Annotated in this window: 10 protein-coding genes and 2 tRNA genes; 3 read left to right on the top strand and 9 right to left on the bottom strand. The window is 51.2% G+C overall.

Annotated elements, in window-relative coordinates; all coding sequences use genetic code 11:
- The first annotated feature begins 73 nt into the window (after positions 1–73).
- The 3 genes from HRU87_RS00060 to HRU87_RS00050 are packed head-to-tail and all read left to right on the top strand — an operon-like array spanning position 74 to position 2,807.
- Positions 74–1,267: an adenine-specific methyltransferase EcoRI family protein gene (locus HRU87_RS00060; protein WP_173492944.1), complete on the top strand. Its 1,194-nt coding sequence runs from the start codon at positions 74–76 to the stop codon at positions 1,265–1,267.
- The gene (locus HRU87_RS00055) at positions 1,264–2,430 is read left to right on the top strand and encodes a GmrSD restriction endonuclease domain-containing protein (protein ID WP_173492943.1); all 1,167 of its coding nucleotides are present in this window, start codon (positions 1,264–1,266) and stop codon (positions 2,428–2,430) included. The genes HRU87_RS00060 and HRU87_RS00055 overlap by 4 nt, the downstream gene beginning before the upstream one ends.
- Positions 2,431–2,432: 2 nt before the next feature.
- Positions 2,433–2,807, top strand: a complete 375-nt coding sequence (locus HRU87_RS00050) for a hypothetical protein (protein WP_173492942.1) — start codon at positions 2,433–2,435, stop codon at positions 2,805–2,807.
- Positions 2,808–3,080: 273 nt separating this feature from the next.
- Here HRU87_RS00050 and HRU87_RS00045 read toward each other — a convergent pair.
- From HRU87_RS00045 to dnaA, 9 genes are all read right to left on the bottom strand, one after another.
- Positions 3,081–3,153, bottom strand: a tRNA-Ala gene (locus HRU87_RS00045).
- Positions 3,154–3,188: 35 nt separating this feature from the next.
- Positions 3,189–3,262: transfer RNA gene (locus HRU87_RS00040), tRNA-Ile, on the bottom strand.
- A 52-nt stretch (positions 3,263–3,314) separates the two neighbouring features.
- A complete protein-coding gene (locus HRU87_RS00035) occupies positions 3,315–3,716 on the bottom strand; it encodes a DUF3566 domain-containing protein (protein WP_173492941.1) in 402 nt (133 codons plus the stop codon).
- Positions 3,691–6,207, bottom strand: a complete 2,517-nt coding sequence (gene gyrA, locus HRU87_RS00030; protein WP_173492940.1) for a DNA gyrase subunit A — start codon at positions 6,205–6,207, stop codon at positions 3,691–3,693. Before gyrA ends, HRU87_RS00035 begins: the two co-directional genes overlap by 26 nt.
- Positions 6,208–6,225: 18 nt before the next feature.
- Positions 6,226–8,163 (bottom strand): DNA topoisomerase (ATP-hydrolyzing) subunit B, encoded by a 1,938-nt coding sequence (gene gyrB, locus HRU87_RS00025; protein ID WP_173492939.1) that lies wholly within the window; start codon positions 8,161–8,163, stop codon positions 6,226–6,228.
- 122 nt (positions 8,164–8,285) lie between these two features.
- A complete protein-coding gene (locus HRU87_RS00020; RefSeq protein ID WP_173492938.1) occupies positions 8,286–8,774 on the bottom strand; it encodes a DciA family protein in 489 nt (162 codons plus the stop codon).
- A complete protein-coding gene (recF, locus tag HRU87_RS00015) occupies positions 8,767–9,903 on the bottom strand; it encodes a DNA replication/repair protein RecF (protein WP_173492937.1) in 1,137 nt (378 codons plus the stop codon). The genes HRU87_RS00020 and recF overlap by 8 nt, the downstream gene beginning before the upstream one ends.
- A gap of 15 nt (positions 9,904–9,918) precedes the next feature.
- On the bottom strand, positions 9,919–11,049 hold the full coding sequence (gene dnaN / locus HRU87_RS00010; RefSeq protein ID WP_173492936.1) for a DNA polymerase III subunit beta: 1,131 nt from the start codon (positions 11,047–11,049) through the stop codon (positions 9,919–9,921).
- Positions 11,050–11,372: 323 nt separating this feature from the next.
- Positions 11,373–12,761, bottom strand: coding sequence for a chromosomal replication initiator protein DnaA (dnaA, locus tag HRU87_RS00005; protein ID WP_173492935.1), 1,389 nt, complete (start codon positions 12,759–12,761; stop codon positions 11,373–11,375).
- Positions 12,762–12,861 lie beyond the last annotated feature (100 nt).

Here is a 12,861-nt window from a genome sequence, read left to right as displayed (position 1 = left end):
TATCTAGGATGAGACAAAGTCCCCTTCCAAGGGTTCTCCCCTTATTGTCGTAACGCTGGCTTAAGATTGGGGTGTGGCTAATCAAAACCTGGGGGACGCAAAAAGAGCGAAGGACGATGAGTTCTATACGCAGTTCCACGACATCGAAAAAGAAATGAATGCATATCTCGAATATGACGAGAATGTGTTCAAGGGGAAGACCATCCTGCTCCCATGCGATGACCCCGAATGGAGCAACTTCACAAAGTACTTTGCGCAGAACTTCGAAAGGCTAGGCCTCAAGAAACTGGTCAGCACGAGTTATGCCCCTAAAAGCAAGCCTCAAGATCTGCATCTCCAGCCGACCCTCTTTGAAATCGAGAGTCCGCAATATGATGAAGACAAATCCGTGCAAAATGGAAAAATCTTTACACTCACCGAGGACGTAAATGGAGACAACCGAGTAAACGTTGACGACTTGGAGTGGACCTACCTGGATGGAACCGGAGACTTTCGGAGCGCCGAGATTATGGCTCTTCGGGACGAAGCCGACATCGTCATCACCAACCCACCGTTCAGCCTCTTCCGCGAGTTCTTGGCCTGGATTGTGGAGGCAGACAAAAAGTTCACAATCATCGGCAACATGAACGCGATCACTTACAAAGAAGTTTTCCCCCTGCTGATGAATAACAAGGTTTGGTTGGGAGCGAGCATCCATTCTGGAGATCGAGAGTTCCAAGTTCCGCCTGCGAGCGTGACGCGATCCAACTCCCTCCGTGTGGATGAGCAGGGAAACAAGTTCATTAGGGTTCCTGGGGTTCGTTGGTTCACAAACATTGAACATGGTCGTCGTCATGAGCCCCTGCCCTTGATGAGCGAGGCAGACAACTTCAAGTTCAGCAAGCACCAAGATGTGAAGGGTATCGGTTATCGAAAATACGATAACTACAACGCGATCGAAGTTCCGCACACTGATGCAATCCCGAGTGACTACGCCGGAGTCATGGGAGTACCAATCAGTTTCTTACACAAGTACAGTCCCGAGCAGTTTGAGATTTTGGGTATAACCAAGACTTGGAATGATGATTCTGGATTGAAAACTCGAAACTATTCAACCCAGACACAGGTTTCAACCGATGGAAAAGAAAGTCAGGTTGGGAAACTGAATGATGGCGCTGCCATCGTTGTGACCGAGACCCCGTCGTCCACCTACTACAAAGTTGATGGCAAATCACTCATTCAGGTTTACGCCCGCGTCCTGATCCGCCACAGAAAGGCAGCGAAGTGAAGACGGACCTCAAGGAATACACCATTCGAGAAATCTCGAACGGTTTTCAATACAACGAACTCGAGGGGAAGGGTCTATACGGCCTCGCCGGTCGTCTAACTATTCAGCCCGAGTATCAACGCAACTACATTTACGCCGACGGAAAGCGTGACGTTGCTGTCATCACGTCACTTCTGAAGGGCTACCCGCTCGGGCTCATATACTTCAACAGAGTTTCTGAGGAGAGCCTAGAAGTGTTGGACGGGCAACAGCGCATCACAAGTTTTGGGCGATTCATCACTGGCAAGTTCGCCATCAAGGACGAAAACGGAATGGAGCAATACTTCAGTGGTCTCGCCACCGACAAACAGGACAAAATCTTGGAATCGAAGTTACTCGTCTACGAGTGCGAAGGCACAGAGACGGAAATCAAAGAGTGGTTCCAGACCATCAACATCGCCGGGGTTCCGCTTAATGCTCAGGAGCTCCTGAACGCGGTTTATAGTGGCCCGTTTGTAACGCTAGGAAAAGAAGAGTTCAGTAACTCACAAAACTCAAACATACAAAAGTGGAGCGCCTACATTTCGGGGGCCGTTATCCGCCAAGAGTACTGGGAACGTGCCCTCGAGTGGGTGGCCGGCGGCAAAGACAACATCGGCGGCTACTTGAGCAAGCACCGATTCGACAAGAACATCAATGAGGTAAAAACCTACTTCACTACAGTCATCGACTGGGTATCAACCGTTTTCACTGATGTCGAAAATGAAATGCGTGGATTGGAGTGGGGGCGCCTCTACGAGCAATATCATGGAAAGGCGTTCGACCCTTCAAAGGTCTCTGAGCGAATACAAGCACTCTATGGAGACGCGTACGTTAAGAACCGCAAAGGCATTTGGGAGTTCGTTTTAGGCGGCGAGCTGGACACCAAACTTATTGAAGTCCGGGTCTTCGACGAACCAACAAAGAAATCCGTTTACGCGAGGCAGGCTGCCGACGCACAGATCAAAGAGGTTTCTAACTGTCCCCTCTGCGCTATTGGCACCGACGCCAATAGGGCAAGGGTTTGGAAGTTGGACGAAATGGACGCAGATCACGTTGCTGCCTGGAGCAAAGGTGGAGCCACAAGCCTTGAGAACTGCCAGATGCTTTGTAAAACCCACAATCGCGCCAAGGGCAACAAGTAGACATGAGTTCAAGACGAGAGGGCCTTCAGGGTCGACTAACGGATTCATACCGAGAAGTAGATCGGCTCATCATCAGCGTTGGTTCAGGTGTGCTGGCGATCTCGGTGGCACTTCTTGGGACTGAGGCTGCATCTTTAGAAAGTTGGGCCATCAAACTCTCCTGGGGTGCAATGTTTATCGCTGTTTTGAGTGTTTTGATTGCACTCTTATTTGAACAGGCAGACAAACGCCGACGAATCAACCAGATAGACGCCGATCGGGAAGAAACCGATGGTTGCCTGGACATCTTCATCAATGCTTTTAACATCATCGGAGTTATGACCTTCGTAGGTGGCTTGCTCTCCCTGGCTTACTTTCTCTTCGCGAACACAAAGTAGATCGGCCCAATCATGAGTGAATCAAATACACAACCGTCTAACCCGCAAGGTGAAAAAAGGGCAGCCCGTGAAGTTACACCAAAGCCTAAGAGTCAGCCTCAAACAAGCCAAACTTCAGTTTCGAACCAGCCTAAAAAAGACAAGTAGTCCCTGGACGAGATAATGCTTTTGTAATGCGTTACTGAGCGATTACAGATTTACGACAACATTTACGACAAATAACGAAAGGTAAAGGAAAAGACCCCCTATTTCTAGAGGGTCTTACCTTATGGGTGGAGACTAGGGGGGTCGAACCCCTGACCCCCTGCTTGCAAAGCAGGTGCTCTACCAACTGAGCTAAGTCCCCAAAGCGAGCCTTCCCGTAGTGGAAAGTGCTCACCGTGGGCCTAGGAGGACTTGAACCTCCGACCTCTTCATTATCAGTGAAGCGCTCTAACCACCTGAGCTATAGGCCCGTAGAGCATCACAACATTACTAAAGATTGGCAAAGATGCCAAACCGAATTTTCTAGTTGTTGGTGAAGGTGACTGAAACGCCACCGACCAACTTTGAAATTAGGTTGAAGATGACGGCCCAGACAGCACTGAGTGCTGTGGTCAGCACGATGTTCAAAAGCGAGAGCGAAAGCGCGGTTGACATTACGTTGCCAAAAGAAAACTCGTTCTCAAGGCTGAATCCGCTGCCCTCACCCAAAACGCTGGTTAGTAGTCCGCCCAGTGATGAAAAGATGCCGGAGTTGGCCAGCAGCGCCCAAAGCAGCAGGGCACCAACGAGCGTTGCGATGCCCAAGGCGATGGAGACCAGGAAGCCAACCTTCACCGCAGACCAAACATCGATTGAACGAAGCTTGAGCCTTACCTGTTTTACCGGCTCCTTGGGGCCGCTATTCCGCTTGAACAGTGTCGCCACTAGTCTCTCCTTCGGCTTCAGTCTGATCCCCCGAAGACTCTAGATTACGCTCACTGTTTCGCGCCAGAGACAAAACTGAATCGCTCTCCTCAAACCGGGCAAACACCACTCCCATAGTGTCTCGGCCCTTTGCTGGAACTTCACTAGCGTTAGTGCGAATTACCTTGCCCGAAGCCAAAACGACTAGGACCTCATCGGCCTCGTCCACGATTAGTGCGCCAACCAGGTCTCCGCGCTTTTCATCGAGCTTGGCAACCTTGATACCCAGTCCGCCACGGTTCTGGACTCGGTATTGATCCGCACTGGTGCGCTTGGCATAACCGCCCTCGGTAACAACGAACACGAATCCGGCCTCACCGATTACCGATGCGCTGAGCAATTCATCGTCCTTGCGGAAGCTCATACCCATCACACCGGAGGTGTCACGTCCCATTGGGCGCAGCTGCTCGCTGGAGGCGGAGAACCTGATTGACATACCCTTGCGGGATACCAAAAGTAGGTCGTTCTCGTCGCTAACCAGCATGGCATTGACTAGCTCGTCGCCTTCGCGGAGCTTGATTGCAATGATTCCACCGGTTCTCGGGGTGTCATAAGACTCCAGGGAGGTTTTCTTTACCAATCCACTCCTGGTTGCCAGAACTAGGTATGGCGACTGCTGGTAGTCCTTTAGGTCGACCACCTCAACAATTCGCTCATCCGGTTGAAGCGCGAGGAGGTTGGCTACGTGCTGACCCTTTGCGTCTCTACCGGCCTCTTGAATCTCGTAGACCTTGGAGCGGTAAACCCGGCCCGTGTTGGTAAAGAACATCAGCCAGTGGTGAGTGGTAGAGACGATGAAGTTCTGCACCACATCGTCAGCTCTCAGGCTGGCGCCCTTCACACCCTTGCCACCGCGGTGTTGAATGCGATAGTTGTCGCTTCTGGTGCGCTTGATGTACCCCCCAGAGGTGAGAGTAACAACCATCTCCTCCTCAGGAATCAAATCTTCCATGGAAACATCGCCGTCGAAGCCCATCAGGATTTCAGAACGACGCTCGTCACCGTATTTGGCGACAATCTCACCGAGTTCGGTTGAGACAATTCCACGTTGAGCAACAGGATCGGCAATGATGCGCTGGAATTCGGCGATCTGGCGCTCGAGTTCAGCAGCCTCATCAATGATTTTCTGACGTTCAAGGGCGGCAAGCTGACGCAACTGCATGTTCAAGATTGCACGAGCCTGCAGCTCATCAATCTCAAGTAGCTTGATCAGTCCGTCACGAGCATCGTCAACGGTTGAGCTGCGTCGAATCAGTGCGATTACCTCGTCCAAGGCATCGAGAGCCTTGAGGTATCCGCGCAAAATATGTGCGCGCTCCTCGGCCTTGCGCAGGCGGAACTGGGTTCTGCGGACAATCACGTCAATCTGGTGCTCTACCCAGTTGGTGATAAATCCGTCAATCGACAGTGTCCTGGGGACACCATCCACCAGAGCGAGCATGTTTGCGCCGAAGTTCTCCTGGAGCTGGGTGTATTTGTAGAGGTTGTTCAGAACAACTCGGGCAACGGCATCGCGCTTGAGCACAATCACCAAACGCTGACCGGTGCGACCAGAGGTCTCGTCACGGATATCAGCGATTCCGGTAAGTTTTCCCTCTTTGACCAGTTCAGCGATCTTTAGGGCTAGGTTGTCCGGGTTTACCTGGTAGGGAAGCTCGGTAACTACCAGGCAGGTGCGGTTGTGGATTTCCTCAACGTTGACCACGGCCCGCATTGTTATCGAACCGCGACCGGTTCGGTAGGCGTCTTCTATGCCTCGGCGGCCGAGAATCTGCGCTCCGGTAGGAAAGTCTGGGCCCTTGACGATCTTGATGAGTTCCTCAACCAAGGCCTCACCGGTGATGTCCGGGTTGGCGAGCACGAATTCCGCGGCCTGAGCGATTTCCCTCAGGTTGTGGGGTGGAATGTTGGTCGCCATACCAACGGCGATACCAATTGAGCCGTTGACCAAAAGATTTGGGAATCTTGAGGGCAAAATTGTCGGTTCCTGGGTTCTACCGTCGTAGTTGTCCTGGAAATCAACGGTTTCCTCATCGATGTCGCGAACCATTTCCATGGCGAGCGGAGCCATCTTGCACTCGGTGTAACGAGGAGCAGCAGCCGGGTCATTTCCCGGAGATCCGAAGTTACCCTGACCAGAAACCAGCGGATATCTCAGGTTCCAGTCTTGAACCAGACGCACCAATGTGTCATAAATCGCCGAGTCACCGTGCGGGTGGTACTGGCCCATGACATCGCCGACCACGCGGGAGCACTTTGAAAATTGCTTGTCTGGGCGGTATCCGCCGTCATACATTGCGTACAGCACACGGCGGTGGACCGGCTTTAGTCCGTCCCTAACGTCCGGCAGGGCTCTTCCAACGATGACGCTCATCGCGTAGTCGAGGTAGCTTCGTTGCATTTCGACCTGAAGGTCGACCTGCTCGATTTTGTCCATCTGGTTTTCGCTCATTTTTGTAAGTTCCTCGTCCTAGATGTCCAAGAAGCGAACGTCTTTGGCGTTGCGCTGGATGAAATTTCTTCTGGATTCGACATCCTCACCCATCAGAGTGGAGAAGATCTCGTCTGCAATTGCCGCGTCATCCAGGGTCACCTGAAGCAGGGTTCTGGTTGCTGGGTTCATGGTGGTTTCCCAGAGCTCGTCGTAGTCCATTTCACCAAGACCCTTGTAGCGCTGAATGGCGTTTTCCTTGGGGATTTTTCTTCCGGCAGCCTGACCAACGGCCAATTGCTGGTCTCTCTCGGCATCCGAGAAGACATATTCGTGCTCGGCATTTGACCACTTGATGCGATACAGCGGCGGCTGCGCCATGTAGACGTAGCCGTGCTCGATTAGCGGTCTCATGTAGCGGAAAAGCAATGTCAAAAGCAATGTTCTAATGTGCTGGCCGTCAACATCGGCATCAGCCATCAAGATGCACTTGTGGTAGCGAATCTTCGAAACATCAAAGTCCTCACCGATTCCAGTTCCAAATGCAGTAATTAGCGCCTGAACCTCGGTGTTAGCCAGCGCCTTGTCTAAACGGGCTTTCTCCACATTCAGAATCTTTCCGCGAAGCGGAAGAATTGCCTGGGTCTCTGGGTCTCTACCGCGAACCGCAGAGCCACCGGCGGAGTCACCCTCAACGATGTAAATTTCGGAGACCTCGGGGTTTCGAGATGAGCAATCGCGAAGCTTGCCCGGCATGCCACCGGATTCCAGAAGCCCCTTGCGCCTGGTTGCCTCGCGGGCCTTTCTTGCGGCCAAGCGAGCTGACGCGGCCTGAATAGCTTTCCGGACGACCTCTTTGGCTTGGATTGGGTTACGCTCCAGCCAGTCTCCAAGTTGGTCGTTGACCACGCGCTGGACAAAGGCCTTGGCCTCGGTGTTGCCAAGCTTGGTCTTGGTCTGGCCTTCAAATTGCGGCTCGGTCAGCTTCACGGAAATTACCGCCGTTAGACCCTCTCGAACATCGTCACCGGTGAGGTTCTCGTCTTTTTCTTTCAGAAGGTTCTTTTCTCGTGCGTACTTGTTCAGCAGAGACGTTAGGGCTGCTCGGAAGCCCTCTTCGTGGGTACCACCCTCATGGGTGTTGATGGTGTTGGCGTAGGTGTGGACACCCTCGTTGTACCCTGTGGTCCACTGCATGGCAATCTCAACGGAGAGGTTCTTCTCCTCGGTCTCAGTCTCAATCGAAATGATTTCGTCGTGGACAACCTCAACTTTTTTGGCTGAATTCAGGTATTCGACATAGTCGCTAAGGCCGCGCTCATAGCAGTAGCTGTCGTTTTGACCGTTTCGCTCATCATTCAACGAGATTCTTAGGCCCTTGTTCAAAAAGCACATCTGCTGGAATCTCTGACGCAGCGTCTCGTAGTCGAATTCGACGGTCTCGAAGATCTCTGGGCTTGGCACAAACTCAATGGTGGTACCGGTGTGATCTGTTGGCTCACCCTTTGCCAGCGGTGCATCAGGAACACCAACCGTGTAGCTTTGCCGCCAGACAAAGCCCTCCCTGTGAACCTCAACCTTCAGGGTTGTGGAGAGAGCGTTAACAACCGAGGCACCCACGCCGTGAAGACCTCCAGAAACGGCGTAGCCGCCACCTCCGAATTTTCCACCGGCGTGTAGCACCGTGAGCACGACCTCAACTGCCGGCTTCTTCTCAACCGGGTGCATGTCTACCGGGATTCCGCGGCCGTTATCGGTGACCTTGATGTGTCCGGCTTTGGTGATTACAACCTGGATGCTGTCGCAGTGACCTGCGAGAGCTTCATCAACAGAGTTGTCGACAATTTCATAGACGAGGTGGTGAAGTCCTCGGGGTCCGGTAGATCCGATGTACATACCGGGACGCTTGCGAACTGCTTCGAGGCCTTCCAAAACCTGGATGGCGCCGGCGTCATAATTTTTAGTTGGTTCAGACATATTTAGTTACTTCCTGCTTGGTTAGAACCTATGAACTGCGACTCCGGTGAGCCGACTTAGATTCGGGTTTGCTAACCCTTGAAGTTTACCTTCAGTTAGCCAAATTACTTGGCATTGAACCCCTAACCGTAGGTGTCGCGCGGGCCTCTTCCGGGGACTGATCTGGGGCCTTTTTTCCAACTCGGAGCACTTGGTCCAACAAACTTAATTTCTTCGATGCTCAGCTGCGGGTAAAGCTCTTGAATTTTGTTCAAAATCGCGTTTTGTAGCAGCCGAAGCTGGGTTGCCCAAGCTGTGGAGCGACAACGAACACTCAGCACGCGATTCTTGATTTCCTCGGGGAATGAAGCGTTGGCACTGTCTTCACCAACCACCTTCTCCCAATTGGCGAATAAGTCCGCCTCGGATAGGCGAGCGTCCCAATTGAATTGACCAACCAGAGCATCCATCGAGGCTGCGGCAGTGACTAAATCACGGCCAGCCTCGAAGGGCTGGGAGCCCCTTTTCTGTTTTGCTTCACGACGTTTCTGATCACGAGACTTGAGTCCGGCCGTGCCAAGAAGATATTTGCGAAAGTACTCATCGGCAGCACTGAAGTTCAATTCACGCATCAACCACACCCCCGGCCACTCTAAAGGTGGAAGCGATATCAAGATTGGGCATTTGGTCGGGGTCGGCGCTGGTGATTAGAACCTGCTCATTTGCCGAGACGTATTCAACCAGTCGGTTTCTCCGGCCGGAATCCAACACTGCAAAAACATCGTCCAAAACCAAAACCGGATCGCCTTGCTGTGATCGCTCTCTGATCAGGTGTGCAAGTGCCAGCTTCAAACCCAGCGCAATAGACCAAGCTTCCCCCTGAGAGGAGTGGCTTCTGGCGGGTAGGCCCGATTTTGTGATCAGTAGTTCGTCTCGATGTGGCCCCACTAGAGAGATTCCGCGCTCTAGCTCTTTGCTGCGTTGCTCGGAAATTCGGGAGTGAAAACGCTCAGATATTTCGGAGCGAGTCAAACTCTGCAGGGTTTCTGTCCCATCCTCTTCAGGGTTTTCGATCGAGGCCGCCAACCCCAAACCGATGAGATCTTTGCTACCTGCTAGTTTTTGGTAAAAATCCTGAATTAGCGGTTCTAGAAGCGAAATAAGCTCAAGACGGGCTTCTATCAACTCACTTCCGAACGCCACTAACTGGTCGTCCCAAATATCTAGAGTCGTAAGGTCAGGGGTGCTGGTTGATCGAGCGGATTTTAGGAGAGCGTTTTTTTGTTTCAAAACCCTTTCGTAATCGCTCTTTACCCCTGCCATTCTTGGCTTGAGCTGAATCACCGCAGTGTCTAAAAAACCTCTGCGATCGGCTGGGTCTCTCCGCACCAAATCCAAGTCCTCGGGCGAGAAGACAACGACCTGAACCGCGCCCACTAAGTCACTTGAGCGTCTTTTTAGATTGCCATTCAAGGAGTAGCGATTTGGCTTTGATCGATTTAGCTCTGTTGCCACTTGAATTTCACGGGTTCCAGCGGTGACCGTAAGCGATAGCTGTGCGGAATCTCTTCCCTGGGCTATCAGAGGGAGGTAACTATTGGCCCTGTGGGACTGAAGATCCGAAAGGAAGACACATGCCTCGACCAGGTTGGTCTTCCCAGCGCCGTTTTCGCCAATAAAAAGGTTGATACCGGGCTTTAGTGATACCGAAAGCTGATCGTAATTCCTAAAAGAGTTCAGCTGAAGCGCGGAAATCCACAACCTTGGGTCGCCTCTCTAGGAGACAAGCAGATTTGGCTGCAGCAAATACTTGAAATCTGGAGTAGCAGACTTTGAGTCAGAAGCAGAGATCAAGACTGGACCTGGTTTGTTGGGGTTGTTCGGGTTTACCGTGAAACCAATTTTCACATTTGGCGACTCGATACCGGATAGCGCATCGGATAGGAATTGAGGGCGCAGGGAAACGATTGTCTCTTCGCCTGTTAGCGAGCAAACTACCTGCTCGCTTGCCTCTGCCACATCACTCCCGATTGATTCCAGAACAGCCTCTGTGCTTCCAAACTTGTAACGCAGCGGCTTCTCTCGATCAACAACAAGGGCAACTCGCTTCGTTGCATCAAGAAGGTCGTGGGTGCTTAGGACAGCAAAATTGGAAATTTCAGTTGGGAAAAGTTGCAGCACCGGTGGATATTTGCCTTTGATGGTGGCAGAAGATACGGATTTGTTGCCCGCGCTGAACCCGACAACCTCTTTTTCCCCTTGGCCAAATGCTATTTCCAAGTCCCCGTTGTGCGAGAAAGTCTTTGCAATCTCTTGCAAAACCCGGGCGGGAATGAGGAGCTCTTTCTCAGCGGACTTTCCAGTCCAGGCCAAATCTTTTACAGCGACCCTGAATCTGTCGGTTGCAACCATAGTTAGCTGTTTTGCTGATGCGGTGATCATGACAGCCGTCAAAACAGGTGTGACTTCTTCACGTGATGCAGCAATCGCAACCTGAGAAACTGCTTGTGCAAATTCGGAGGCGGCAACAGTTCCAGAAGACTCAGGCATTGCCGGAATCTCAGGGTAGTCGGAGAGTGACATTGAGGAGAGTGTGAATTTTGAGGATCCGCTTGTCAGTTGAAGTCTTGACTCTTGAAGGTTCAAAGAAACAGTCGAACCTGGAAGTTTAGAGACAATTTCGGCTAGCAACTTGCCTTGGACAAGCACTTTGCCTGGTGCATCAACAGCAGCGGAAATGCTTACCTTTGCCGAAACCTCATAGTCAAAAACACTGAGAACAACTTCATTGTTGTTAGCCGTGATTAGAACTCCGGAAAGTTGAGGTAACTGAGGCTTTGGAGACATGAGTCGAGCCACGAAGGAAATAGCATCCCCGAGTACTTCGCGATCAGCTTGAAATTTCATTTACAACCCTCTTTGTGGAGTTTTATCTTGGCACACCCTAGAGCGGAAATTGTTTTCGACTGGGAATCCCAATAAACAACAAATTTAAATATCTTGAATAACAACAATAACCATCGTAGAAACTGTTGATAAGTATCCAAGGGTTAGTAAATCATTGGGAACTACAAGCGTGTAATTTGTTTACACAGGTGGGGATAACTCTGTGGATAAATCAATCAGCTGTGGAAATTATTTTTTGTTTCAACAAAGTTTTTCAGATTTTCAGCTTATTTAGAGTGTTTTTTCACAGTTGTGGCCGTAGTTATCCACAAGAATTTTGAAAACTATTTGTTTTCGTCTTTGATCTTTTGAATAATTTCGGAGACCTGGTTATAGATGTAGCGCTTTTCTCTCATTTGCGTGGAGATTTTTTTCGTTGCGTACATAACGGTTGTGTGATCCCGGTTTCCAAAGTGAGTGCCTATTTTGGGCAGCGACATGTCGGTAAGTTCTCGGCAAATGTGCATGGCAATTTGTCTAGCCAGAGCAACGGCCTGCTGCCTACCCGATCCTGTTATGTCGTCGGGAGATATTTTGTAGTAGTTGGCAGTGGCCGTGATGATTGATAGCGGGGAGATAGTTGCTCCGTCGCCTGAAGAGTAGCTGTCCTTCATCACCAGTTGAACTAGGTCCATATCAATGCTTTGGCGATTTAGGTTTGCGAATGCAGTAACGCGGATCAGGGTTCCTTCTAGCTCTCGGATATTCGAAGAAATTCTGGCAGCCATAAATTCAATCACGTTGTCTGGAACCGAGATTCGCTCCTGGGCTGCTTTCTTTCGCAAGATTGCCACGCGCGTTTCAAACTCTGGAGCCTGGATATCAGTGGTCAGCCCCCACTCAAACCTCGATAGCATGCGTTCCTCGAAACCAGCAAGTTGCTTAGGTCTGAGATCTGATGTGATTACAACCTGCTTGTTGTGGTCGTGGAGGGTGTTAAAGGTGTGGAAGAAGGCCTCCTGGGTTTGGTCTTTTCCTGACAGGAATTGAATGTCATCGACAAGCAGGATGTCTACATCGCGGTACTGGGCCTGAAACTCCGCGTTTTTGTTGTTCTGAATCGCGTTGATGAAGTCGTTAGTGAATTCCTCGCTTGAGACGTAGCGAACTTTGGTCTTTGGTTTTAGGTGAATCGCGTAGTGCCCAATCGCGTGCAACAGGTGGGTTTTGCCCAAACCACTGGAACCATAGATAAAGAGTGGGTTGTAGGCCTCCGCTGGGGCTTCCGAAACGGCGAACGCGGCCGCGTGGGCGAACCTATTTGAACCTCCGGTCACGAAGTTCTCGAAGCTGTATTTGGGGTTGAGCCTTGACTCCCCTGTGGTCTTGACCGGTCCAGTAGCAGGATCGCGGTCCGGAAGCTTCGGCTCGGGTTCAACAACAAACTCGATTTTGTCCTGGCTCTGAAGATCCTCGTTCGTTATGACCACAAAGCTTGATGGGCCTCCCATCTCAGAGAGAGCAGCCATTGCGTCAAGCAATTGGGCCCGGAGCCTCTGCTGAAGCATTGACCTGGTTATGTCGTTTGGAACTTCGATGTAAAGAGTGTCCCCTAGGACACCCTTGGGGGTGGCGAGCTCTAAATGGCCACGCAGGTGGGGAGTCACACGATCATCTTGGGTGACCTGAGAGACAAGCGATTGCCACAACGAATTCAGTTGTTCATCAGCCATAATTCTCTCCTCCCCCAATAAGTTATCCACAGATTTTTCCACAGTCTTTGGACTATGTGGAAAACTCTTCAAGTGGTTGTGGAAAACTTCACCGAGGAAC

Source organism: Aquiluna borgnonia (assembly GCF_013283855.1).
Classification (GTDB): domain Bacteria; phylum Actinomycetota; class Actinomycetes; order Actinomycetales; family Microbacteriaceae; genus Aquiluna; species Aquiluna borgnonia.
This window is presented reverse-complemented; position numbering and strand designations above follow the sequence as displayed.

Bases quoted from the DNA above. Each gene is read 5' to 3' on its own strand.
- HRU87_RS00050 (WP_173492942.1), top strand. From the start codon at position 2,433: ATGAGTTCAAGACGAGAGGGCCTTCAGGGTCGACTAACGGATTCATAC.
- gyrA (WP_173492940.1), bottom strand. From the start codon at position 6,207: ATGAGCGAAAACCAGATGGACAAAATCGAGCAGGTCGACCTTCAGGTC.
- gyrB (WP_173492939.1), bottom strand. From the start codon at position 8,163: ATGTCTGAACCAACTAAAAATTATGACGCCGGCGCCATCCAGGTTTTG.
- HRU87_RS00020 (WP_173492938.1), bottom strand. From the start codon at position 8,774: ATGCGTGAATTGAACTTCAGTGCTGCCGATGAGTACTTTCGCAAATAT.
- dnaN (WP_173492936.1), bottom strand. From the start codon at position 11,049: ATGAAATTTCAAGCTGATCGCGAAGTACTCGGGGATGCTATTTCCTTC.
- dnaA (WP_173492935.1), bottom strand. From the start codon at position 12,761: ATGGCTGATGAACAACTGAATTCGTTGTGGCAATCGCTTGTCTCTCAG.